This is a genomic window from Candidatus Planktophila sp., from assembly GCF_044232745.1.
GTDB lineage: Bacteria > Actinomycetota > Actinomycetes > Nanopelagicales > Nanopelagicaceae > Planktophila.
In genome coordinates, this window is the sequence record NZ_JBIILI010000002.1 from 195,980 (window position 1) to 220,410 (window position 24,431).

Below are 24,431 nucleotides of genomic sequence, written 5' to 3' on the forward strand. Positions count from 1 at the left end.
TCCCTTTTGGGTACTTGTTGCTACGATTTCCCACTAAGCACGCCGGGCCAAGGATGTCCCTCCACACGTAGGACAATCCCATAGGAGCAACGCTCGTGGCACTTGCATCCAATTATCCACAAGCACAAGGGCTCTATAACCCTGCCCAAGAACATGATGCTTGCGGAGTTGCGATGGTTGCCACCCTAAACAAAATTGCAACGCACGAAATTGTCGCCAAAGCTCTAACGGCTCTGCGCAATATGGAACACCGAGGCGCATCAGGTGCCGAACCAGACAGTGGTGATGGTGCCGGAATTTTGATTCGGGTACCTGATGCTTTTTTCCAAGCTGTTGTTGATTTCAAACTTCCGGAAGCCAATTCATACGCAACAGGTATTGCATTTGTCGCTCAAGGTGCAGATGTTAAGGACGATATTGCAAAGTTGGCCCAACAAGAGGGCTTAGTTGTACTTGGATGGCGCGAAGTTCCAATTAACTCAAGCTCCTTAGGCAAGACCGCACTATCGGTAATGCCTGATTTCCATCAATTATTTTTAGCTGGCAAAAATGGCGAAACAGGAATTGCGCTAGATCGACTTGCATTTTGTTTGCGCAAGCGCGCTGAGCACGCTCTTGATCTTTACTTCCCATCATTGTCATCACAGACAATTGTGTACAAGGGAATGCTTACTACAGGTCAGCTAGAAGAGTTTTTTCCAGAGTTATCTGATGAACGTGTTGTTTCACCACTTGCCTTAGTTCACTCTCGTTTTTCAACCAATACTTTTCCTTCATGGCCACTTGCTCACCCTTATCGCTTTATCGCGCATAACGGTGAAATTAACACTGTTAAGGGAAATCGCAATTGGATGCGCGCTCGCGAATCTCTACTTGCCAGTGATGTAATTCCGGGTGACCTCAAGCGTTTGTTCCCAATTGTTGAAATGTCTGGCTCTGATTCGGCATCTTTTGATGAAGTTCTAGAACTGTTGTATTTGGGTGGACGTTCCTTGCCACACGCAGTGTTGATGATGATTCCTGAAGCATGGGAAAACCATGCGACGATGCCGCAGAATCGTCGTGATTTCTACGCCTTCCATGCATCGATGATGGAGCCATGGGATGGTCCAGCGTGCGTGACATTTACTGATGGACATCAAGTTGGCGCAGTACTTGATCGCAACGGTCTTCGCCCTTCACGTTTTTGGGTAACTAAAGATGGTCTAGTTGTTCTGGCATCCGAAGTAGGCGTGCTTGATATCCCAGCCGAAAACATCGAGCGCAAGGGTCGCTTACAACCTGGAAAAATGTTCTTAGTTGATATTGAACAAGGTCGCATTATCGAAGATGGTGAAATTAAAGATGAGTTAGCAAACGCTGCGCCGTACAAAGATTGGCTGCATGCCGGAATGGTAAAACTCAGCGAGTTGCCATCACGTGAACACATTGTTTATCCGCACTCATCAGTTGTTCGTCGTCAACGTGCTTTTGGATACACAGAAGAAGATCTACGCATCCTTATCACACCAATGGCTAAAAACGGCATGGAAGCTCTAGGTTCGATGGGAACAGATACTCCTATTGCAGCACTTTCTGAAAAGCCACGTTTAATCTTTGATTACTTCTCACAGTTATTCGCGCAGGTAACAAACCCACCATTAGATGCAATTCGTGAAGAGCTTGTAACAAGCCTTGGAACATCTATGGGACCAGAACACAATTTGCTGGATCCGGGTCCGGCAAGTTGCCGCCAAATCTCTTTGGCATTTCCTGTAATCGACAATGACGAGCTGGCAAAGATCATCCACGTAAACGCAGATGATGACTTTCCAGGCCTCAGTGCCCATGTAGTTCGTGGCTTGTTTAGCATTGCAGACGGTGGCGATTCATTGCGTGATCGCTTAAATGAAATTAAGGCTGAAGTCTCGCAAGCCATCAACGATGGTGCTCGCATTATTGTTTTATCTGATCGTGACGGCGATGCCGAAAACGCCCCGATTCCTTCACTGCTTCTAACATCTGCTGTCCATCACCATTTAATCCGCGAAAAGACTCGCACCAAAGTTGGTCTTGTTGTCGAAGCTGGCGATGTTCGCGAAGTTCACCATGTGGCATTGCTCATTGGTTACGGCGCTGCATGTGTAAACCCATATCTTGCTATGGAGTCTGCCGAAGACTTGGTTTTACAAGGAGTCATTACTGGAATCACTCCAGAAAAAGCTGTTAAAAATCTTATTAAGAGCCTTGGTAAAGGTGTACTGAAGGTAATGTCCAAGATGGGCATCAGCACCATCGCTTCATATACAGGCGCACAAGTATTCGAGGCAATCGGCTTGTCACAAGAAGTTGTCGATGAATACTTTGTTGGCACGACATCTCGCCTTGGTGGAGTTTCACTTAACACAATTGCTGAAGAAACAATTGCCCGTCACCACGTTGCATATCCACCTGGGGGAGAAGTACCAGGAACAAAGCGTCTTCCTATTGGCGGGGAGTATCAGTGGCGCCGTGAAGGTGAACCACATTTGTTTGACCCAGAAACTGTATTTACTTTGCAGCACTCAACTCGCAATAAGCGTTACGACATTTTCAAGCGTTATACCGATCGAGTTAATGAGCAAAGTTCACGATTAATGACGCTTCGTGGATTATTCCAATTCAAGGAAGGCGTTAATGCGCCTATTTCCATTGATGAGGTTGAATCAATTCACGACATAATTAAGCGTTTTTCAACCGGTGCCATGTCATATGGTTCGGTTTCTGCCGAAGTACATGAAACATTAGCTATTGCAATGAACCGCCTTGGTGGAAAATCAAATACTGGTGAAGGTGGCGAAGAGCCAGAACGTTACCTTCCAATGGCAAATGGTGATTCAAAGCGTTCTGCTATCAAGCAGGTCGCATCTGGTCGTTTTGGTGTTAACAGTAATTATTTAGTCAATAGTGATGATATTCAGATCAAAATTGCGCAAGGTGCAAAGCCAGGTGAAGGTGGTCAACTACCTGGTAACAAGGTGTATCCCTGGATTGCTAAGGCCAGATATTCAACTCCTGGTGTTGGTTTGATTTCTCCTCCGCCGCATCACGATATTTACTCAATTGAAGATCTTGCGCAGTTAATTCATGATCTGAAGAACGCGAATAAGAATGCTCGCGTTCACGTTAAGTTGGTTGCAGAAGTCGGTGTCGGAACCGTTGCGGCTGGTGTTTCTAAAGCACATGCAGATGTTGTTTTGATCTCTGGTCATGATGGTGGAACCGGTGCCTCACCGCTTACATCATTGAAGCACGCAGGCGCGCCATGGGAGTTAGGTCTTGCCGAAACCCAACAGACCTTGTTGCTTAATGGTTTGCGCGATCGCATTGTTGTTCAGACAGACGGGCAGTTAAAAACTGGTCGCGATGTTGTGATCGCTGCCTTGCTAGGTGCTGAAGAGTTTGGCTTTGCTACAGCCCCACTAGTTGTTTCTGGTTGCATCATGATGCGCGTATGTCATTTGGATACCTGCCCTGTTGGTGTCGCAACACAAAATCCAGAGCTACGCAAAAACTTTACGGGCAAGCCTGAATTTGTCGAAACTTTCTTTGAATACATTGCTGAAGAAGTTCGTGAAATTTTGGCTCAACTTGGCTTCCGTACTCTGCTTGAAGCTGTTGGTCATGTTGAGTTCCTTGATACTCGAAAAGCGGTAGATCACTGGAAAGCATCAGGTCTTAATCTTGAGCCATTATTGGTGCGCCCTGCTGTTGATAGTCCATTGCACAACACGATCACCCAAGATCACGGATTAGATGCCGCACTGGATAACACATTGATCAAGCTGTCAGAAGCTGCCCTTACTAAGGGTGAACCGGTCAGAATTGATGTGCCGGTGCGAAATGTAAATCGCACAGTTGGAACAATGCTTGGTGCAGAGATAACACGCAAGTACGGCGCAGAGGGACTACCCGAAGGAACCATCGATGTGACATTACATGGGTCTGCTGGTCAGTCATTAGGTGCTTTTATTCCGAAGGGTTTAACTCTTCGTTTGTACGGTGATTCAAATGATTATGTTGGCAAAGGAATTTCTGGCGGACGAGTTATTGTGCGCCCAGATGAAAAAGCATCATTTGCATCTCATAACAATGTAATTGCTGGAAATGTTATTGGTTACGGTGCAACAGCTGGTGAAATCTTTATTCGTGGCGTTGTCGGAGAACGGTTCTGCGTGCGTAACTCTGGAGCACTCGCTATCGTTGAAGGCATTGGAGATCATGGTTGTGAATACATGACCGGTGGAACAGTTGTCGTTTTGGGACCTACAGGTCGCAATATTGCAGCAGGAATGTCTGGCGGGCGTGCCTTTGTTCTAGATCTCGATACTGCCAATGTAAATGCTGACATGGTTGACGTTCTGGCTGTTCCGGATGATCAGAAAGAGATCCTAAAGGCACACATTTCTTCCTACGTCGCTGAAACAGGTTCTGAAATTGCTTCTGCACTATTAAAAGATTGGCAGAAGAGCATTGGCAGAATTTCATTGATTATGCCGCGTGACTATGCACGTGTACTTGCTGCAATGGAACGAGCAGTTCGTGAAGGATTACCAGCGGATGCATTAGTAATGGAGGTTGCAGCGAATGGCTGATCCAAAGGGATTTATGACAACTCCGCGCGAGACACCTACTCGCCGACCAGTTGATGTTCGCATCCAGGACTGGCGCGAAGTGTATGAACCACAAAGTTTTGAACATCTACAAAAGCAGGCTGGCCGCTGTATGGATTGCGGAATTCCTTTCTGTCACAACGGCTGTCCACTTGGCAATTTAATTCCTGAATGGAATGACTTGATCTGGCGCGGAGATAAAGAAGAAGCAATTGATCGCTTACATGCGACTAACAACTTCCCTGAGTTCACCGGGCGTTTATGTCCGGCGCCATGCGAGACAGCATGTGTTGTTGCAATTAACCGTGAAGCGGTGACTATTAAGCAGATCGAGCTGCGCACCATTGAAGAGGCGTTTGATGCAAATAATGTAAAACCAATGGCTCCTGACCGCTTGACGGGTAAAACCGTTGCAGTTATTGGTTCTGGACCAGCAGGACTTGCTGCAGCCCAGCAATTAACACGTGCCGGGCACACCGTTGCCGTATATGACCGTGCGGACAAAATTGGCGGGCTGCTTCGCTATGGAATCCCTGAATTTAAGATGGAGAAGCACATTCTTGATCGTCGCTTACAGCAAATGGAAGAAGAAGGAACACGCTTTCGTCCTGGAGTAGATGTTGGTCACGAATTAACTGGTTCGGATCTTCGCAAGAAATATGACGCCGTTGTGTTAGCAGTTGGCGCAACGCAATGGAGAGATCTCCCAATCAAGGGACGCGAGTACAAAGGCATTTATCAAGCAATGGAGTTCTTGCCATGGGGTAATAAGCAAGCCCTTGGCGAAATTGAAAATCCAGATATCAATGTAGCTGGAAAGCATGTTGTTATCCTTGGCGGCGGCGATACCGGTGCAGATTGTTTGGGTACTTCGATACGTCAAGGTGCGGCGAGCATCACTCAGCTTGAAATCATGCCTCGCCCAACTGATGAGCGACCAGCAGGTCAACCATGGCCGACATATCCAATGATTTATCGGGTTTCGAGCGCACATGAAGAAAATGACAACCGAGTATTTGCTGTCAGTACCGAAGAATTCTTAGGAGATGAGAATGGAAATCTTCGTGGAATTAAAATTGTGGAAACTGAATTTAAAGATGGAAAATTCGTACCGGTTGCAGGTTCTGAAAAAGAAATAAAGTGTGACTTTGTGTTTATGGCGATGGGCTTTACTGGTCCAGAAAAGTCCACTTTATTGACCCAACTTGAAGTACAACTCGATGACCGCGGCAACATTAAGCGCGATAAGAACTTTCAATCAACTGAAGAAGGCATATTTGTTGCAGGAGATGCAGGACGAGGTCAATCGCTGATTGTGTGGGCAATTGCTGAAGGACGAAGCGCAGCTGCAGCAGTTGATAGATATCTCACTGGCCGAACACAACTTCCGGCTCCAGTTGCGCCAACTGACCGTCCTTTGATGGTTTAAGGTTGAGGCATGCGTAGAGCGAAGATTGTTTGCACGATGGGTCCAGCCGTTGAATCTCCTGAGAAAGTAAAGGAGCTCATCGCGGCGGGCATGAATATGGCTCGTCTTAACCTGTCACACGGTGGATACGAAGAACATCAAGCTCGACTTGATCGCGTTCGCGCTGCGGCTAAGGAAGCTGGCACGCCAGTTGCAATCCTTGTTGATCTACAAGGTCCAAAGATTCGCCTTGCTCGCTTTGTTGATGGCCCACATGAATTAGAGCGTGGAGATATTTTTACAATCACGATTGATGAGGTTGAAGGAACTAAAGATCGAGTTGGAACTACGTATAAAGGTTTACCCGGAGATTGCAAACCAGGAGATCGAATTCTGATTGACGATGGAAAAGTAACTGTCGAAGTTGTCGAAGTTAAAGGCAACGATGTAGTCACAAAAGTGATTCAGCCAGGAACAGTAAGCAACAACAAAGGAATCAACTTGCCTGGTGTTGCTGTTTCTGTGCCCGCACTTTCTGAAAAGGATAAAGAAGATTTACGGTGGGGTCTTCGTGCCGGAGCAGATTTCATCGCTCTCTCCTTCGTTCGTAATGCGGCCGATGTAGATGATGTTCATGCAATCATGGACGAGATCGGATTTCGTATTCCGGTAATTGCAAAGATTGAAAAGCCACAAGCAGTTGAAAACTTGCAAGAGATCGTTAACGCCTTCGATGGCATCATGGTTGCCCGTGGAGATCTTGGTGTTGAACTTCCAATTGAAGAGGTTCCACTTGTGCAGAAGCGTTGCATCGAACTTGCACGTGAAGCAGCAAAGCCAGTAATTGTTGCAACCCAAATGTTGGATTCAATGATCACTAATTCTTCGCCAACAAGAGCAGAAGCAACAGATTGTGCAAACGCAGTTCTAGATGGTGCGGATGCATTGATGCTGTCCGGTGAAACATCTGTTGGTGCTTTTGCGATTGAAGCTGTTGCAACTATGGCTCGTATAATTGCTCGTACAGAAGAGGGCGGATTCGAAATGATCCGCGCATTGCGTACGACTCCTAAGACAAAAGGTGGCGCAATTACACGTGCCGCTGCTGAAGTAGGGTCAATTGTTGGGGCTAAATACTTAGTTACCTTTACTCAGTCTGGTGATTCTGCTCGTCGCATGGCTCGCTTGCGTTCACCGATTCCAATCCTTGCATTTACTCCAGATATAGGTACCTATAACCGCCTTGCCTTGTCATGGGGAGTTGAGCCAGAAGTAACACCAATGGTTAAGCACACCGATGAGATGGTTAAGCAGGCAGATACATTGTTAATTCAATCTGGCCGCGCACACGAGGGTGAAAATGTAGTAATCGTTGCGGGTTCACCTCCGGGAATTCCTGGTTCAACTAATGCGATGCGCGTTCACCGGGTTGGCGATGCTGTTGGTGGAGTGGTTGCCGCTTACCGCTAAGATTGCTCAAGCAAAGGCCTCGGTACTCCAACGGTAGAGAGGGCAGTCTCAAACACTGCATAGTGTCGGTTCGAATCCGACTCGAGGCACTTCCACCTTAACTTCGTGAAGGGATCTGCTGCATATGAGCGTTCGAATCCTTGTAGCCGAAGATGAAGCGTTGATTCGGATGGACCTTGTCGAAATGTTGCAAGGTGCCGGGTACGAGGTTGTCGCACAAGCAACTAATGGCCAAGAAGCAATCGATTTGGCCGCACACCACAAACCCGATCTTGCAATTCTTGATGTAAAGATGCCAATCCTTGATGGAATTTCGGCAGCTGAAAAAATCATCGAAATCGCACCAGTATTGATGTTAACCGCTTTTTCGCAGAAGGAACTTGTCGATCGCGCCCGTGATGCTGGGGTTATGGCATATGTTGTTAAACCCTTCACCATAGGCGATTTAATGCCAGCAATTGAAATTGCAATTAGTAGGCACCTGCAAATGAAATCCTTAGCAGCTGAAGTTGCAGACCTTCATGATCGTTTGGAAACTCGTAAATTGATCGATCGTGCCAAGGGGATTTTGATGAAAGCCCTCAACCTTTCAGAGCCCGAAGCATTTTCTTGGATTCAAAGAGCTGCGATGGACCGTCGATTATCAATGAAGGATGTAGCTGAGGCGGTCATTAACCCCAACGCGGTGCCAGATAAGTAGCCTTTTGTTTCGTCTCAATAGTTGATACAAAGAATCCCAAATATAACGAAATCGAAACAAATCACGCCTAAATTACCCTTGTCTAATACTCACCCCTGGCATTACTCTTTCGGTCTCCCTGTCCCGGGATGGATTTACAACAGGAAGGAACACAATGAAGAAGATTCAAGCTGGCGTCATTGCCGCTCTTGCTCTTGTTCTTAGCTTCACCTTGAGCGCTTGTGGTGGCGGTTCTGACACCATCAAGATTGCATACCAAGGTCCACTTAGCGGTGGCGAAGCTCAGACAGGAATTGACGAGCAAAACGCAGTCAAGTTCGCAATTGAACTTTATAACGCAACAAACCCAGATAAGAAGATTGAACTAGTTTCAGCTGATGATCAGGGCGATGGAACAGTAGCTGCAGGAGTTGCTCCAGGAATTGCAAATGATGAAAGCATCGTTGCAGTTGTTGGACCAGCATACTCAGGCGCAACAATCGCATCACTTCCTTATTACAAGGAAGCTGGAATGCCTTTGATCTCTCCATCTGCAACAAAGGTTTCACTAACAGATCCAACAGTTGCCGGTGAATTTGGTGGTCCAGTATTCCACCGTATTCCAGCAACAGATAAGATCCAAGGACCAGCACTAGGAAAGCTTGCTATCAGTGGCGTAGCTGCACCTAAGGTTTTTGTTGTTGACGATCAGACCGCTTACTCAGTTGGTCTAGTTGAGTACCTAGTTCCTTCACTACCTAAGGGTTCAGTTGTTGGAACAGATAGCACAAAGAATGACACCGCAGACTTTGCTCCAACAGTTGCAAAGGTCAAGGCAAAGGGTGCAAACGTTGTTATCTACACTGGCTACTACTCACAAGCTGCAGTTTTGATTAAGCAGCTTCGCGATGGTGGATACAAGGGCATCTTTGCAGGCGGCGACGGAGTTCTTAACTCAGAGTTCGCTGTACTTGCAGGAGCTGCTGCGGAAGGCGCACGCCTAACTGGAGCAACTGTTCCACTTGGAGAGCTTTCAGCTGATTTGGCTGCGAAGTTCAAGGAGTCACAAGGCGTTGAGCCAGGTGTTTATGCAGCTGAGTCATTCGATGCAGCAAACATAATCATCGAAGCAATCAAGGCTGGAAACACAACTCGTGCAACAATCCTTGCTTACATCAAGTCAGTCGCATATGTCGGCGTTGGTGGAGAAACAATCTCATTTGATGCAAACGGAGATTCAACTCTCGGTTTCATCAACGGCTTTGAAGTTAAAGCTGGCAAGGTTGTAAGTACTGGAGCTGTAAAGTAATAAATTCACGTTATGCGTGAAATGTAAGTCTGTTAAGTTGAGTACCTCAGGGACATTAAGTTCCTGAGGTACTCAACTACATTCAACTACTAGCTTTAGCTCATCGAGAGGGCGCAATGTTTTCAACTTTAATTGATCAGTTTTGGTCACTGACTCTCTCCGGAATCGCCTTGGGATTTATCTACGTCTTGATTTCACTTGGTTACACCATGGTGTACGGCGTTCTTCGCATGATTAACTTTGCAAACTCAGAAATTTTCATGTTTGGCACATTTGCAACAATTGTTATTTCCCGAGATTTCCTTGGCAATGTTGACGGCTCTAAATCACTTCCGTTGCCTAAATTAATTTTAACTATAACTCTTTGCTTAATCGGATCCATGATTGTTTCCGGTCTAGTCGCGATCTTTGTTGAATTAGTTGCTTACCGTCGCCTTCGAGAGCGCGGCACAAATAAATTAGCAACCCTTATTTCTGCTATCGGTATTTCAATTGTACTGAGCGAATTTATGCGCATTATTACAAATTCACGTCCCACCCTGAATCCACGTGTTTTAGAGAAGAAATCTTTATTTGAAATTGCTGGTGCAAGTTTTAGAATTGATACAGTTTTGACGATTATCTTCGCCGCTGTACTTTTCCTTGTACTGGATCGCTTTGTTAAGTTCAGCAGATTGGGACGCGCGATTCGTGCAGTGTCGATGAATGAGGATGCAGCAAAGTTAATGGGCGTAGATCTGAACAGGGTCATCTCAGCGACATTCCTAATCGGTGGAATGATGTCAGGGGCAGCAGCATTCTTCTACACATTGACTTACGAAAATACAAAGTTTAACGTCGGATTCACATTGGGATTGGCTGCCTTTACAGCCGCTGTTATTGGCGGCATCGGAAACATTCGTGGAGCTTTCTTTGGAGGGCTCTCTCTTGGATTGGTCGAGGTGTACGCATCCTCAATCCTCGGAACAGAATGGAAATCAGTAACTGTGTTTGTGATCTTGGTATTGGTTTTGGTGCTCAAACCAAGTGGAATTTTCGGCGAAGCTGTTCAGCAAACGAGGGCATAACTCATGAAATTACTAGACACCGTCAGAAACGGAAATCTGCGCGATTGGGGCGCTACTTATTGGGAGAACTCTTCACCTACTAAGAGAAAAGCCTTGGCAACTTCCTTTGTTGGGATTGCTGCGCTAGCTCCATTCATGGGCTTTGGACTTTTGGATACACCTGTCAGCGATTACGGCGCCGTGCTTGTATATCCGGTCGGCATGTTTATTTTGATGGCCTTAGGTCTCAATATCGTGGTTGGTAAGAGCGGATTGCTCGATCTGGGATACGTTGCATTTTTTGCAATCGGTGCCTACACAATGGCAATTCTCGGAACAAGAACATCGTTAAATACTTGGGAAATCATGCCAATTGGAATCGCTCTGGCGATGCTTGCAGGATTGATCTTGGGATTGCCAGCTTTGCGTTTGCGTGGAGATTACCTCGCAATCGTGACCTTGGGCTTCGGCGAAATTGTTCGCATTTCGGCGTTGAACACTCGTGAAATTGGTGGACCCAACGGTATTGCAAACGTCCCAGTACCTCCTTCAATTGGTCCAATCAAGTTCTCGCTAAATGATCAGAAAGCATTTTTCTGGGTTGTTCTGATTATGATTTTGTTAACGATCTGGATGATTCGTCGGCTATCTGTTCGTCGCGCTGGCAGAGCGTGGGAAGCGATCCGTCAGGATGAAGATGTTGCCGAACTCATGGGTGTTTATACATTGAAGTACAAATTGTGGTCATTCTCGTTAGGTGCCGCAGTCGGTGGGGCAGCAGGCGTACTTTATGCATCAAAAACTCTCTTTATTGCACCTGAAATGTTTACACTCAATGTTTCAATTCTGATCTTGGCCTGTGTAGTTTTTGGTGGAATGGGAAATATCTGGGGCGTAGTACTAGGTGCTTCAATTTTGGCGTACTTGCCGGAACGTATTCGCTTCATCTCAGATGCACGTTTATTGGTCTTTGGTTTAGCCCTTGTCATCACAATGAATTTCCGCCCTGATGGGCTTCTTCCTCGTAAGAAGCGCGAAAAGGCCGTTGTGAAAACCGCTAAGGAGGTTTCACAATGAAAAAAGTGTTATTAGAGCTCAAGGATTTAACAATCAAGTTCGGTGGGGTTACTGCGCTCAATGAGGTAAACCTAAAGATCTACGAAGGTGAAATTCTTGCCCTTATTGGACCAAATGGTGCTGGTAAGACAACAGTGTTTAACGTTGTCACCGGTGTTTACGCTGCAACTTCTGGTGAAGTGTTATTGAATGACAAATCACTTAAGGGTATGAAGCGTCACCACATCACAAAAATTGGTATTGCACGTACCTTCCAGAACATTCGACTCTTTGGCGATATGACAGCGTTAGAGAATGTCATTACCGCTACCGATGTTCACAAAAAATCTGGATTATTGGGCGGGTTGTTTGGACTACCTAGAGCGCGTCGTGAAGAAAAGGAAGGTCGTGCTAAGGCTCATGAGATTCTGGAGTTCATTGGAATTGACGAGTACTCCGATCGCTTAGCCCGCAATCTTCCATATGGTGTTCAGCGCAGATTAGAAATCGCTCGAGCCCTCGGAACGAACCCAAAATTAATTCTGCTTGACGAACCCGCAGCAGGTTTTAATCCAGCTGAAAAAGTTGAATTAGCAAATACCATCAAAAAGATAAGAGATGCTGGCTTCACAGTGCTTTTGATTGAGCACGACATGTCTTTGATTATGGGAATTTCTGATCGTGTCGCAGTTCTAGATTTTGGCCAGAAAATCGCTGATGATCTACCGTCGATAGTTCAAAACGATAAGCGCGTAATTGAAGCGTATTTAGGAGTGCCAGCTGATGCGTCTTGAAATCAAGGATTTACGGGTTCATTACGGCAAGATCGAAGCCATTAAAGGTGTATCGGTTGTAGTCAATCAAGGTGAAATTGTTACTTTGATTGGTGCAAATGGAGCGGGTAAGACCACCATGCTCAAAACAATCTCTGGATTGCGTCCAGTAACTAGCGGTCAGATTCTTTTCGATGGTGAAGATATTTCAAAGGTCCCAGCGCACAAACGTGTAGATCTAGGCTTGTCACAAGCACCAGAAGGCCGCGGTATTTTTCCGGGAATGACTGTTTTAGAGAATCTAGAAATGGGTAAGTACAACCGTAAAAATCGCAAGGCTGAACTTAATGAAGATTTGGAAATGGTCTACAACTTATTTCCTCGATTAAAAGAGCGCACCTCTCAAGCAGGTGGAACGCTTTCTGGAGGAGAGCAGCAGATGTTGTCTATTGGCCGTGCGCTCATGGCACGCCCCAAGGTTCTCTTGCTTGATGAACCTTCTATGGGACTTGCTCCGCAGATGATTGCCAATATTTTCAGAATTATCACCGAAATCAATAAGTCTGGTGTGACAATTCTTCTAGTGGAACAAAATGCACAGCAGGCACTGCAGCGAGCTCATCGCGCCTATGTTCTTGAAATTGGAAAGGTTGTGAAAGAAGCAAAAGCCTCTGACTTGCTAAACGATCCAGCGGTGCGTGCTGCTTACTTAGGAACAGGCGCGAACTAACTTCTTTCGGCAAGAATCATGCAGGTGATACGGGCAGTGCAGGTGCGCTGTCCGTCTTCATTTGTAATCACAATATCCCAGCAACATAAAGTCTTCCCGATCGAAACGGCTGTTGCAACACCGGTGACTATTCCTTTAGCGGTGGCCTTGTGATGAGTCGCATTGATATCTATTCCTACAATTCGTCGCTTCTCGCCAGCATTTAGTTGGGTACCGACAGAACCCAGTGACTCTGCTAAAACAACATTAGCCCCGCCATGCAAAATCCCCATTGGTTGTGTGTTTCCTTCAACAGGCATAGTTGCTACTAGGCGAGTGAGTGAAGCTTCTGTGATTTCAATCCCCATTTTTTTATCCAGGGCGCCACTTCCACGTTCACGAATAATTGATAGATAATCCGGTTCTGTCATGGCTGGAGTCTAACGGGCACTCTACGATGCATCCATGACCAAACGCCTATTGCTTATCGATGGGCACTCCATGGCATATCGCGCATTTTTCGCGTTGCCTGCCGAGAACTTCACAACTGCGCAAGGTCAGCACACCAACGCTATTTACGGCTTTGCAACCATGTTGCTTTCACTACTGTCCTCGGAAAAGCCAACACATGTCGCTGTGGCTTTCGATGTATCGCGCAAGACCTTTAGATCAGAAATTTTTCCCGAGTACAAAGCCAACCGAGCAAAGACGCCCGATGAATTTCGATCACAGATGTCCTACCTGCATGAGCTTGTTACCGCCTTCGGTATTACAACATTTGAAGTCGAGGGCTTTGAAGCAGATGACATCATTGCAACAATTGCAAAACAAGCTGAGCGGGAAAATGCCGAAGTCTTTATCTGCACGGGCGATCGAGATTCATTCCAGTTAGTCAATGAGAAGACAACAGTGTTGTATCCAAAGCGCGGAGTCAGTGATTTAACTCGAATGACACCGGAAGCAGTACAAGAAAAGTATGGAATGTCGCCTGAGCAATATCCAGATTTTGCAGCTCTGCGAGGAGACCCCAGCGACAACTTGCCATCTGTTCCGGGTGTCGGTGAAAAAACTGCTGCAAAATGGGTGGTTGAATATGGATCACTGCATGAATTAATAGCCAACATAGATAAATTGGGTGGAAAAGTTGGTCAGTCACTTCGTGACTCAATCAACGATGTAATCCGAAATCGGGAATTGACCCAGTTGGTTGCAAATGTTCCATTGGATTTAAGTATCGATGCCCTGGCATGGAGCGGTGTTGATGAGAATAAAACAAATCCGCTTTTTGAAAAATTAGAGTTCAAGACGCTGAAAGATCGAATGAAACCTATTTTGTTGAAGGACAACTCAAAGACGGCCGAGCCTGTGTTCGAATTATTCGCAGCAGAAATCGCCGAAGGTGCTCTAACCCCAGAAGAGGCTACTTCCAAGATCAAATTACATTCAGGTGAGATCGCAATCGCATATCAATTAGTGGATGAAAAGTTGCACCGCTATGCAATCGCATTAACAGCAGATGATGTTTTCTTGGTTCACTCATCAACGATGGGGGATTGGGCTACCGACCCCAATGTTTCAAAGATCGCACATGATGCTAAATCGCTAGCCCGAACCAATGGGTTAACTGGTGTTTCATTTGATACCTCATTAGCGGCTTATCTAGTTAACCCTGGGGTGCGCAGCCAGGAGCTCAAAGATATTCAAGAGCGCTGGGGGGATGGCTCAGCAATCAACCTTTCAAGTATCGAGCAGGAGCTTTTAACATCTGCTCGGGCCATGTTTACGCTGCGAGATTCATTGACTCGTGAATTAAAAGAGCGCAATCTTTGGGATTTGTTTGTCACCATGGAACTTCCCGTAGCTGATTTGTTGGCACGAATGGAGTCCATCGGAATCGCGGTTAACAAAAAAGGTTTAGACACACTTGCCGCTTTTTTTGAGGGTGAAGTAGCCCGTGAAACTAAGGCGGCACATGACGCAGTTGGCCATGAATTCAATGTGGCATCGCCAAAGCAGTTGCAGGTTGTTTTATTCGATGAACTTGGACTGCCTAAAACCAAAAAGATTAAGACCGGGTACACAACTGATGCTGAAAGTCTTGATTGGTTGCACCAAAAAAGCGGTCACCCAGTTCTAACTTCATTGCTTCGAATTCGTGAAACTAAAAAGCTTGGCACAACTGTTGAGGGTTTGATTGCTGAAATTGCAAAGGATGGACGCATTCATACACATTTTCAGCAGACTGTGGCTGCAACAGGGCGCTTGTCATCAACAGGTCCCAATTTACAAAATATTCCAGTGCGTACCGAAGAGGGGCGAAAGATCCGTGATTGCTTTACGGTCGGCAAAGGCTACGTTTCCTTACTAACAGCCGATTACAGTCAGATAGAAATGCGCATCATGGCTCACTTGTCACATGATGAAAAGTTATTAGCAGCCTTTGCATCAGGTGAGGATTTGCACGCAACAGTTGCTGGACTTGTCTTTGGCGTGAAGGCATCTGAAGTAGATCCAGAAATGCGCCGGCAGATGAAGGCGATGTCGTATGGTCTTGCTTACGGACTTTCTTCCTATGGTTTAGCAGCACAGCTAGACATTTCGCCACCTGCAGCTCAACAATTAATGGACACCTACTTTGAACGTTTCGGTGGTATCCGTGACTACTTGCAAGTTGTCGTTGAAGAAGCACGTAAGGTTGGCTATACCGAAACCATTATGGGACGACGTAGATATTTACCAGATTTGATGCATGACAACCGTCAACGACGTGAAATTGCCGAACGCATGGCACTAAACGCCCCAATCCAAGGATCAGCAGCAGACATCATCAAATTGGCAATGCTCAAAGTTCAAACTGGAATTGACAAAGAGAAAATGAAATCACGTTTACTGCTACAAATTCATGATGAGTTGATTCTTGAAGTTGTCGCTGGTGAAGAGGAAAAGATCAGCGAACTGGTTAAGCGTGAAATGGGCGCTGCATACCCATTAAAGGCACCCTTAGATGTGAATGCGGGCTTAGGTCTTACCTGGCACGAAGCCGCACACTAATTACTTAACTTCGTTTGAGATATCTTTGATCGCAGCTAAATCTTCGGCCTCAGTCGGTACATCATTTGCTGCACTCAATCGTCCTCTGCCAATCGTCAAAATAATCAAACCGATAAAAATCATGATCGGCAACATTCCTAAACCAATTCGAGGTGAAAGAGTTTCTGAAACAACTCCACCAACTGCAGCGCCTATCGCCATGAAAGATCCTTCAACACTCCAGATCCAGCCAAGGGAGGCGGTCTGAGAACCTTGAGGTCGCACCGCTTCAAGAACTTCAAAGTAAAAAACTTGAACCGCACCACCCAAGAATCCGATACACGCACCCATAAGTGCCATGGTCCAATCAGGATAGGTAAATGCGACTGGAACACAAGCAATCAGCCACAGGAGATATGCACGTCGCAAAGCAAATAGTGGGGCTAATTTCTTGGAAACTAATCCGCCTAACAATCCACCAATAACGGTTGCTGCACCAAAGGATGCAAAGATCCAAGCCACCCTGTGTTGCACACCTTCTTGTGTTGCAAATGCCGGAACAGCAACATCAAAAACACCCCAGCCAAATCCAATGAAGCAACCTTCAAACATCAATAGTTGAATGGCACGATCGCGCCACAACCTCTGTTGGCCCTTTTCCTTCTTTTCAGGAATCCAATCGCGTGATGCGGGGGTTAATGAGAGCGCTAGACCACCAATGAACATCAATACGGCGATCGTTCCCAAGCCAAGTTGTGGGCGAGCGGATAATGAGAGCGCAGTTATGACGACCGGGCCAATGACTGAAGTCGTACTCATCATCGAAGAATCAAATGCATATGCGGTACGAAGATATGAATCTGGAACTATGTCTTTCCACAATGGACGGACAGATAAGTTGATTGGGGGAGCAGTGATACCCAAAACAAATGCTGTTATCAAAATTGATTGTCGGGTTTCCATTGTGTTGAGCAAAAGAATCAGTGCGGCATACATCGGAACCAAAATTCGAATCGGCCATTTTTGACCAAAGCGATCCATTACTGATCCACGAATGCCTGCTGTTAGTGAACCAGCCAGGGAATTCAATCCGATGGCAAAGCCGGCAATAGCAATGGAGCCAGTTTCTTGCTCTGCCTTAAAAAATATCCCAAGCCCGATCATTGAATAAGCCAGGCGAGCTGGGAATGCGCTCAGGCCAAGCCGAATCACTTGAGGAAAGCTAAATAGCTCTTTATATCGATTCATATCAGCATTTAGTCTAGCGATTACGCTCAGTATTCAACTTGGATTTGCCCTTGTGAGCGTGCAAACCGTACCCTTGCCCTTCAGCCGCGAAAGCGGGAACTACTACTTTCTATCCCTACGGAGCACAATTGTCTACACCACAAATTGCAGTAAATGACATCGGATCAGCTGAAGATTTTCTAGCAGCAATCGAAGGCACAATCAGAAATTTCAATGATGGCGACCTAGTTTCAGGTGCTGTTGTTCAAGTTGGACGCGACGAAGTTCTTGTCGATATCGGATACAAGACTGAAGGTGTTATTCCTTCTCGCGAACTTTCAATTCGCCACGATGCAGATCCAAACTCAATCGTTAAAGTCGGTGAGATTATTGAAGCTCTTGTTCTTCAGAAAGAAGACAAAGAGGGTCGCCTAATTCTTTCCAAGAAGCGCGCACAGTACGAACGCGCATGGGGAGACATCGAAGGCAAGAAGGAGCGCGACGAAGTTGTCGTCGGTACAGTTATTGAAGTTGTTAAGGGTGGACTTATCGTGGACATCGGTCTACGTGGATTCCTTCCAGCCTCACTTGTTGAAATGCGTCGCGTTCGCGATCTGACTCCATACATTGGCAAGCAGGTTGAAGCACGCATCATCGAGCTAGATAAGAATCGCAACAACGTTGTTCTTTCACGTCGTGCATTCTTAGAGCAGACACAATCAGAATCACGCACAACATTCCTGAACCAGCTTCAAAAGGGCCAGGTTCGCACAGGTGTTGTTTCATCCATCGTTAACTTTGGTGCATTCGTTGACCTTGGTGGCGTTGATGGTTTGGTTCACGTTTCAGAGCTTTCATGGAAGCACATCGATCACCCAGGTGAAGTTGTTGAAGTTGGCGACGAAGTTACTGTAGAAGTTCTCGAAGTTGATTTCGAGCGCGAGCGTGTATCACTTTCACTTAAGGCAACACAAGAAGATCCATGGCAAGCATTTGCTCGCACACACACAATCAATCAGGTTGTTCCAGGTGTTGTGACAAAGCTTGTTCCATTCGGTGCGTTTATTCGTGTTCACGAAGGAATTGAAGGACTTGTTCACATTTCAGAGTTGGCAGAACGCCACGTTGAAATTCCAGAGCAGGTTGTTCAGGTTGATGATGAACTAATCGTAAAGATCATCGATATCGACCTAGAGCGTCGTCGTATTTCACTATCACTCAAGCAAGCTAATGAAGGACATGAGATTGAGATCGAAGCATTTGATCCAACTCAGTACGGAATGGCTGCTCGTTACGATGCAGAAGGAAACTTCATTTACCCTGAAGGATTCGATGCAGACTCACAAGAGTGGAAGCCAGGATATGAAACACAGCGCGAAGAATGGGAAAAGCAGTACGCCCAAGCGCAGGAGCGTTTCATGGCACACAAGAAGCAGAAGGCTGAAGCTAAGGTTGCTGACGCAGCTGCTGCTCCAGTTGAAGGCGCAGAAGAAGTTGTTGCTGCCGAGTAAGTAAGAGGACTCATTAAAAAGAGTCCAGCTTGAAGTCGCGAGAAAAACGTTTGACCCTCGCTTACTTCAACTGGACTCTTTTTTAATGCCCCAAAGGTACAGTTGGCATATGCGGGTTATTGGATTGACTGGGGGCATTGGTTGCGGCAAGTCACTTGCTGCTCAGTACTTTGCTGAACTCGGTGCGCTGGTGATTGATGCGGATCAGTTGGCAAGGGCTGCGATTGAACGTGGTTCTGATGGGTTCGATGAAGTTGTAGCGATGTTCGGTGATGGAATATTGAAGGATGGAAACATCGATCGTAGGGCGTTGGGTGATCTAATATTCAAAGATGCAACAGCAAAAACACAATTAGAAAATATCATTCATCCCTTCGTGCGACGAGAATTTGAAGAAGCAGTTTCATCACTAAAGGGTGATCAAGTACTTGTCTACGAAATTCCATTGCTAGTTGAGACTAAGGCACATGAAAGATTTGATGTTGTTATAACTGTTGAATCTGAATTGGAAAACCGAATTGCACGTTTGCGAGGCAGGGGAATGCATATCTCTGAGATCGAAGGCCGAATTGCGGCACAGGCTACTCGTGAGCAGCGCATAGAGGTCGCAGATTTCCTCATTGAAAATGATGGAACCGAAGATGAACTGCTGCGCCAGGTGGAAAACATTTGGGATAGCCTCCACGATAATTAATAAGTAGGCTTAGCAAATGCGCCCAATATCTGATCTGCAACGCAGAGTTGAGCCCTTTCAAGTTATTAGTGATTACGTTCCGGCAGGCGATCAACCATCTGCCATTGCTGAGATTACAAAGCGAATCAATGCTGGAGAGCGAGATGTGGTTCTGCTCGGTGCTACCGGAACAGGAAAGTCGGCAACGACAGCCTGGTTGATTGAACAACTTCAACGTCCAACTTTGGTCCTTGCTCCTAATAAGACTCTTGCTGCCCAACTTGCAAATGAGTTCAGAGAACTTTTGCCGAACAATGCGGTCGAGTACTTTGTCTCTTACTACGACTATTACCAACCAGAAGCATATGTTCCGCAAACGGATACTTTTATCGAAAAGGATTCAAGTGTTAATGAAGAGGTCGAACGTTTGCGCCACTCTGCTACTAATTCGCTGTTGACTCGCAGGGATGTCATTGTTGTTGCAACGGTTTCTTGTATTTATGGCTTAGGTACTCCGCAGGAATACGTGGATCGCATGGTGCGCCTGCGGGTCGGAGAAGAGATCGAACGAAACGCTTTACTTCGCAGATTTGTCGATGTTCAGTACAAACGTAATGACATGGCCTTCGAACGCGGAACTTTTCGTGTTCGTGGTGACACCATCGAGATTATTCCTATGTACGAAGAATTAGCTATTCGCATCGAAATGTTTGGCGATGAGATAGAAAAATTGACGACCCTTCACCCATTAACGGGAGAGATCATTAGGGATGAAGAAGAGATTTTCATTTTCCCTGCAACGCACTACGCCGCTGGCCCAGAAACAATGAAGCGCGCAATCGGTGATATCCAAGATGAACTTCAGGTTCAGCTAAACCTTTTTGAGAAGCAAGGAAAGCTATTGGAGGCACAGCGCCTTCGCATGCGAACAACTTTTGATATTGAGATGATGGAGCAAATTGGTTTTTGTAGTGGAATTGAAAACTATTCAAGACACTTAGATGATCGAGCAGCTGGGTCAGCACCGCACTGCTTACTGGATTATTTTCCCGAAGACTTCCTAGTTGTTATCGATGAAAGTCACGTGACTGTCCCACAATTAGGTGCCATGTTTGAAGGCGATGCCTCTCGTAAACGCACCTTGGTCGAGCACGGATTTCGTCTTCCTAGCGCACTAGATAATCGCCCGCTAAAGTTTCCCGAATTTGTCGAGCGCACTGGCCAAACTCTTTATCTTTCCGCGACACCTGGGAAGTATGAGATGGCCAAGGTTAAAGGAGATGTTGTAGAGCAAGTTATTCGCCCGACAGGTTTAGTTGATCCGCAGATTGTCATAAAGCCAATTAAGGGTCAGATTGATGATCTGCTTAACGAAATTATTATTCGTGCTGCAAAAAATGAGCGCGTTCTGGTTACCACTTTGACCAAGAAGATGTCTGAAGATCTAACGGATTATCTGCAAGAGCGCGGAGTAAATGTTCGTTACCTGCACTCAGAAGTAGACACATTGCGTCGGGTTGAATTGCTACGCGAACTTCGCACTGGTGATTATGATGTTTTGATCGGTATCAACTTACTCCGTGAAGGTTTGGATTTACCCGAAGTTTCTCTTGTCGCCATTTTAGATGCCGATAAAGAAGGTTTCTTGCGCTCATCTACTTCGTTGATCCAAACAATTGGACGTGCTGCCCGAAATGTTTCCGGCGAGGTTCATATGTATGCAGACCGGATTACAGATTCGATGGCCAAGGCAATAGATGAGACAAACCGACGTCGAGCAAAGCAGGTTGCATATAACCTCGAACGTGGAGTTGACCCACAGCCACTGCGCAAGAAGATCGCTGACATCACTGATTTGATCAATCGCGAGAGTGAAGATACGGAAGAGCTCTTGTCCCACGAAAAGGGTGGAGCCAAAAAGATTGCATCATCGGCTGGAATTTACGATAAATCCTCGGTTTCCTTGCCGCGCAAAGACCTCATCGCATTGATAGGCTCGCTCACCGATCAGATGCGAAATGCTGCAGCTGAACTTCAATTTGAGGTTGCAGCGCGATTGCGTGATGAGATCAAAATCTTGAAGAAAGAGCTACGAATGATGGAAGAGGCTGGGGTTTGAGCATCGATAAGTTGGTTGTGCGCGGAGCACGCGAACACAACCTAAAGAATGTTTCCATCGAACTGCCTCGCGATGCTTTAGTTGTATTCACTGGATTATCGGGTTCAGGTAAGTCTTCTCTCGCATTTGACACAATCTTTGCCGAAGGCCAACGTCGTTATGTCGAATCTTTGTCAGCGTACGCGCGCCAATTTTTGGGCCAAATGGACAAGCCTGATGTTGATTTCATCGAAGGTTTGTCACCTGCGGTTTCGATTGATCAGAAATCAACCAACCGAAATCCTCGATCGACTGTTGGCACAATCACCGAGGTCTATGACTATTTGCGTCTTCTATTTGCCCGTGCCGGACGTCCGCATTGTCCTAACTGTGGCAAAGCAGTAACTCGTCAATCGCCACAGCAAATTGTGGATCAGATTCTTGAGCTGCCACCGACAACAAAGTTTCAGGTTTTAGCACCTGTTATACGGGCACGCAAAGGCGAATTTGTTGAGTTGTTTAGCGATCTGGTCACGCAAGGATATTCACGTGCACGTATCGATGGGGAAGTAGTTCAACTATCGGATGCACCAAAGTTAAAGAAGCAGGAAAAGCACACTATCGAAGTTGTTATCGATCGATTGACTGCCAAGGCTGAAAGCAAAACACGCCTTACAGATTCAATTGAAACCGCCTTACGGCTTGCTTCGGGAATCGTCGTATTGGATTTCGTCGATGCTAAAGGTGCTGACAAAGAGCGCACATACAGCGAGCATCTCGCCTGTCATGAATGTGAGCTTTCCTTCGAAGAACTTGAACCTCGTTCATTCTCATTTAACTCTCCGTTTGGTGCTTGTGCTGAATGTTCGGGTATCGGTACTAAAAAAGAGGTTGATGAAGATCTCATCATTCCTGATGATTCAATTTCAATTAATGATGGTGCCATTGCGCCTTGGTCGGGAGGACAATCATCAGATTACTTCCTACGCTTACTAGAAGCACTTGCTAAAGATCTGCCATTCTCACTTGATACGCCGTGGAAGAAGATCTCTGTAAAAGCACGTGAAGCAATTCTTAATGGCTACGAGTATGAAATCAAGATGAAGTACAAGGGTCGCTACGGTGCCCGAAATTACACAACCGGCTTTGAAGGAGTTATTCCCTTTATTCACCGTCGTCATGAGGAAACAGATAGCGATTACAGTCGTGACAAATACGAGGCCTATATGCGCGAGATCTCCTGTGAAAAATGCAACGGAGCCCGTTTAAAGCCAGAGGTACTTGCGGTAACGATCGGGGATAAGAACATCTCTCAGATTTGCGAACTCTCAATTGCAGATTGTGCGACATTTTTAAAGCAGATCAAGCTTAATAAGCGCGAAGCACAAATCGCAGAACGTGTCATGAAAGAGGTCAATGCACGCCTTGGTTTCTTGCTTGATGTCGGTCTTGATTATCTTTCGCTTGCGCGCCCCGCAGGATCGCTATCTGGCGGTGAAGCTCAGCGCATTCGTCTTGCGACTCAGATCGGTAGCGGTCTAGTAGGAGTGCTGTACGTTCTTGATGAACCTTCTATCGGTCTGCATCAAAGGGATAACAAGCGCTTGATTGAAACTTTGACGCGACTGCGCAATCTCGGCAACACATTAATCGTTGTTGAGCACGATGAAGAGACTATTCGCACCGCAGACTGGATCGTTGATATCGGTCCAGGTGCTGGTGAACATGGCGGCAAGGTTGTTGTCTCTGGCAGCTACGAAGATTTGATTGCCTCGAAAGAATCAATCACTGGAGCATATTTGTCAGGTCGTAAATCAATTGCGATACCAAAGACGCGACGACCAATCGATCCTAAACGCAAGCTTGTCGTGAAAGGTGCGAAAGAGAATAACCTTAAGGAAATCGATGTTGAGGTCCCACTGGGTGTATTCGTATCAGTCACAGGTGTCAGTGGATCTGGTAAATCAACACTTGTAAATGACATTTTGTATACCGTCTTGGCGAATAAACTCAATGGAGCGCGTTTAGTTCCGGGTCGTCACCGTACAGTCACAGGTGTCGAATTACTGGACAAGGTTGTGCACGTTGATCAATCGCCAATCGGTCGCACACCACGTTCTAACCCTGCAACATATACAGGCGTGTTCGACAAAATACGTGCGCTATTTGCTGAAACAAGTGAAGCAAAAATTCGCGGATATCAGCAAGGGCGTTTCTCCTTTAACGTAAAGGGCGGTCGCTGCGAAAACTGTTCAGGTGACGGAACAATCACAATTGAAATGAACTTCTTGCCGGATGTGTATGTGCCATGCGAGGTCTGTCATGGTGCGCGCTATAACCGCGAAACCCTAGAAGTTCATTACAAAAACAAGACAATCGCAGAAGTATTGAATATGCCAATCGAAGAAGCTGGCGGTTTCTTCGAATCCGTCCCAGCAATCGCACGTTACCTAAAGACTCTCAATGATGTGGGTCTTGGCTATGTCCGCTTGGGTCAATCTGCACCTACCTTGTCAGGTGGTGAAGCCCAACGCGTGAAACTTGCAACGGAACTTCAGCGCCGATCAACTGGTCGCACAATCTATGTTTTGGATGAACCAACAACTGGCTTGCACTTTGAAGATGTCAATAAGTTGTTAACAGTGCTTAACCGTTTGGTTGATACCGGTAACACTGTTGTTGTTATCGAACACAACCTCGATGTCATTAAGTGTTCAGACTGGGTGATTGATATGGGACCTGAAGGTGGATTCCGTGGGGGATTAGTTGTTGCCGAAGGAACACCAGAAGAAGTGGCAAAGGTGAAAGAGA

16 protein-coding genes and 1 tRNA gene are annotated in these 24,431 nt (G+C 46.2%); 15 read left to right on the forward strand and 2 right to left on the reverse strand.

The window, feature by feature from the left end:
• Nucleotides 1–95 precede the first annotated feature (95 nt).
• From gltB to AC9UGD_RS02665, 10 genes are all read left to right on the forward strand, one after another.
• A complete protein-coding gene (gene gltB / locus AC9UGD_RS02620) occupies nt 96–4,613 on the forward strand; it encodes a glutamate synthase large subunit (protein ID WP_509569138.1) in 4,518 nt (1,505 codons plus the stop codon).
• The gene (locus AC9UGD_RS02625; protein ID WP_509569141.1) at nt 4,606–6,060 is read left to right on the forward strand and encodes a glutamate synthase subunit beta; all 1,455 of its coding nucleotides are present in this window, start codon (nt 4,606–4,608) and stop codon (nt 6,058–6,060) included. The genes gltB and AC9UGD_RS02625 overlap by 8 nt, the downstream gene beginning before the upstream one ends.
• A 9-nt stretch (nt 6,061–6,069) precedes the next feature.
• A complete protein-coding gene (gene pyk / locus AC9UGD_RS02630) occupies nt 6,070–7,509 on the forward strand; it encodes a pyruvate kinase (protein ID WP_509569143.1) in 1,440 nt (479 codons plus the stop codon).
• A 16-nt stretch (nt 7,510–7,525) separates the two neighbouring features.
• Nucleotides 7,526–7,598, forward strand: a tRNA-Leu gene (locus AC9UGD_RS02635).
• 35 nt (nt 7,599–7,633) lie between these two features.
• Entirely contained in the window at nt 7,634–8,209 is a 576-nt protein-coding gene (locus tag AC9UGD_RS02640; protein WP_509569146.1) for an ANTAR domain-containing response regulator, read from the forward strand.
• A gap of 154 nt (nt 8,210–8,363) precedes the next feature.
• Complete coding sequence (locus tag AC9UGD_RS02645) at nt 8,364–9,497, forward strand: branched-chain amino acid ABC transporter substrate-binding protein (protein ID WP_509569149.1); 1,134 nt, start codon at nt 8,364–8,366, stop codon at nt 9,495–9,497.
• A 116-nt stretch (nt 9,498–9,613) separates the two neighbouring features.
• The gene (locus AC9UGD_RS02650) at nt 9,614–10,564 is read left to right on the forward strand and encodes a branched-chain amino acid ABC transporter permease (protein ID WP_509569152.1); all 951 of its coding nucleotides are present in this window, start codon (nt 9,614–9,616) and stop codon (nt 10,562–10,564) included.
• Between the two features lie 3 nt (nt 10,565–10,567).
• Nucleotides 10,568–11,620, forward strand: coding sequence for a branched-chain amino acid ABC transporter permease (locus AC9UGD_RS02655; RefSeq protein WP_509569155.1), 1,053 nt, complete (start codon nt 10,568–10,570; stop codon nt 11,618–11,620).
• Nucleotides 11,617–12,393, forward strand: a complete 777-nt coding sequence (locus AC9UGD_RS02660; RefSeq protein ID WP_509569158.1) for an ABC transporter ATP-binding protein — start codon at nt 11,617–11,619, stop codon at nt 12,391–12,393. Before AC9UGD_RS02655 ends, AC9UGD_RS02660 begins: the two co-directional genes overlap by 4 nt.
• Nucleotides 12,383–13,102 (forward strand): ABC transporter ATP-binding protein, encoded by a 720-nt coding sequence (locus AC9UGD_RS02665; RefSeq protein WP_509569160.1) that lies wholly within the window; start codon nt 12,383–12,385, stop codon nt 13,100–13,102. The genes AC9UGD_RS02660 and AC9UGD_RS02665 overlap by 11 nt, the downstream gene beginning before the upstream one ends.
• Here AC9UGD_RS02665 and AC9UGD_RS02670 read toward each other — a convergent pair.
• Nucleotides 13,099–13,512 carry a PaaI family thioesterase gene (locus tag AC9UGD_RS02670; protein ID WP_509569163.1) on the reverse strand — a complete coding sequence of 138 codons (414 nt, stop codon included), beginning with the start codon at nt 13,510–13,512 and terminating at the stop codon, nt 13,099–13,101. The genes AC9UGD_RS02665 and AC9UGD_RS02670 overlap by 4 nt on opposite strands.
• Nucleotides 13,513–13,546: 34 nt before the next feature.
• Between AC9UGD_RS02670 and polA the strand changes: the two genes are divergently transcribed.
• The gene (gene polA / locus AC9UGD_RS02675; protein WP_509569166.1) at nt 13,547–16,132 is read left to right on the forward strand and encodes a DNA polymerase I; all 2,586 of its coding nucleotides are present in this window, start codon (nt 13,547–13,549) and stop codon (nt 16,130–16,132) included.
• Here polA and AC9UGD_RS02680 read toward each other — a convergent pair whose 3' ends face one another.
• Nucleotides 16,133–17,323 carry an MFS transporter gene (locus tag AC9UGD_RS02680; protein ID WP_509569169.1) on the reverse strand — a complete coding sequence of 397 codons (1,191 nt, stop codon included), beginning with the start codon at nt 17,321–17,323 and terminating at the stop codon, nt 16,133–16,135.
• A gap of 164 nt (nt 17,324–17,487) precedes the next feature.
• On the opposite strand from AC9UGD_RS02680, the gene rpsA reads away from it, so the two are divergent.
• From rpsA to uvrA, 4 genes are all read left to right on the forward strand, one after another.
• Nucleotides 17,488–18,849: a 30S ribosomal protein S1 gene (gene rpsA / locus AC9UGD_RS02685; RefSeq protein ID WP_509569172.1), complete on the forward strand. Its 1,362-nt coding sequence runs from the start codon at nt 17,488–17,490 to the stop codon at nt 18,847–18,849.
• Nucleotides 18,850–18,958: 109 nt separating this feature from the next.
• Entirely contained in the window at nt 18,959–19,543 is a 585-nt protein-coding gene (gene coaE, locus AC9UGD_RS02690; RefSeq protein WP_509569175.1) for a dephospho-CoA kinase, read from the forward strand.
• 16 nt (nt 19,544–19,559) lie between these two features.
• Nucleotides 19,560–21,641: an excinuclease ABC subunit UvrB gene (uvrB, locus tag AC9UGD_RS02695; protein WP_509569176.1), complete on the forward strand. Its 2,082-nt coding sequence runs from the start codon at nt 19,560–19,562 to the stop codon at nt 21,639–21,641.
• On the forward strand, nt 21,638–24,431 hold a 2,794-nt coding region (gene uvrA / locus AC9UGD_RS02700; RefSeq protein WP_509569179.1), incomplete at its 3' end, for an excinuclease ABC subunit UvrA. The genes uvrB and uvrA, both read left to right, overlap by 4 nt.

Excerpts from the sequence above, each read along its gene's own strand:
- AC9UGD_RS02660 (WP_509569158.1), top strand. The coding sequence starts at position 11,617 with ATGAAAAAAGTGTTATTAGAGCTCAAGGATTTAACAATCAAGTTCGGT.
- coaE (WP_509569175.1), top strand. The coding sequence starts at position 18,959 with ATGCGGGTTATTGGATTGACTGGGGGCATTGGTTGCGGCAAGTCACTT.
- polA (WP_509569166.1), top strand. The coding sequence starts at position 13,547 with ATGACCAAACGCCTATTGCTTATCGATGGGCACTCCATGGCATATCGC.
- AC9UGD_RS02670 (WP_509569163.1), bottom strand. The coding sequence starts at position 13,512 with ATGACAGAACCGGATTATCTATCAATTATTCGTGAACGTGGAAGTGGC.
- uvrB (WP_509569176.1), top strand. The coding sequence starts at position 19,560 with ATGCGCCCAATATCTGATCTGCAACGCAGAGTTGAGCCCTTTCAAGTT.
- AC9UGD_RS02665 (WP_509569160.1), top strand. The coding sequence starts at position 12,383 with ATGCGTCTTGAAATCAAGGATTTACGGGTTCATTACGGCAAGATCGAA.
- AC9UGD_RS02640 (WP_509569146.1), top strand. The coding sequence starts at position 7,634 with ATGAGCGTTCGAATCCTTGTAGCCGAAGATGAAGCGTTGATTCGGATG.
- AC9UGD_RS02645 (WP_509569149.1), top strand. The coding sequence starts at position 8,364 with ATGAAGAAGATTCAAGCTGGCGTCATTGCCGCTCTTGCTCTTGTTCTT.
- AC9UGD_RS02625 (WP_509569141.1), top strand. The coding sequence starts at position 4,606 with ATGGCTGATCCAAAGGGATTTATGACAACTCCGCGCGAGACACCTACT.
- pyk (WP_509569143.1), top strand. The coding sequence starts at position 6,070 with ATGCGTAGAGCGAAGATTGTTTGCACGATGGGTCCAGCCGTTGAATCT.
- AC9UGD_RS02650 (WP_509569152.1), top strand. The coding sequence starts at position 9,614 with ATGTTTTCAACTTTAATTGATCAGTTTTGGTCACTGACTCTCTCCGGA.
- AC9UGD_RS02655 (WP_509569155.1), top strand. The coding sequence starts at position 10,568 with ATGAAATTACTAGACACCGTCAGAAACGGAAATCTGCGCGATTGGGGC.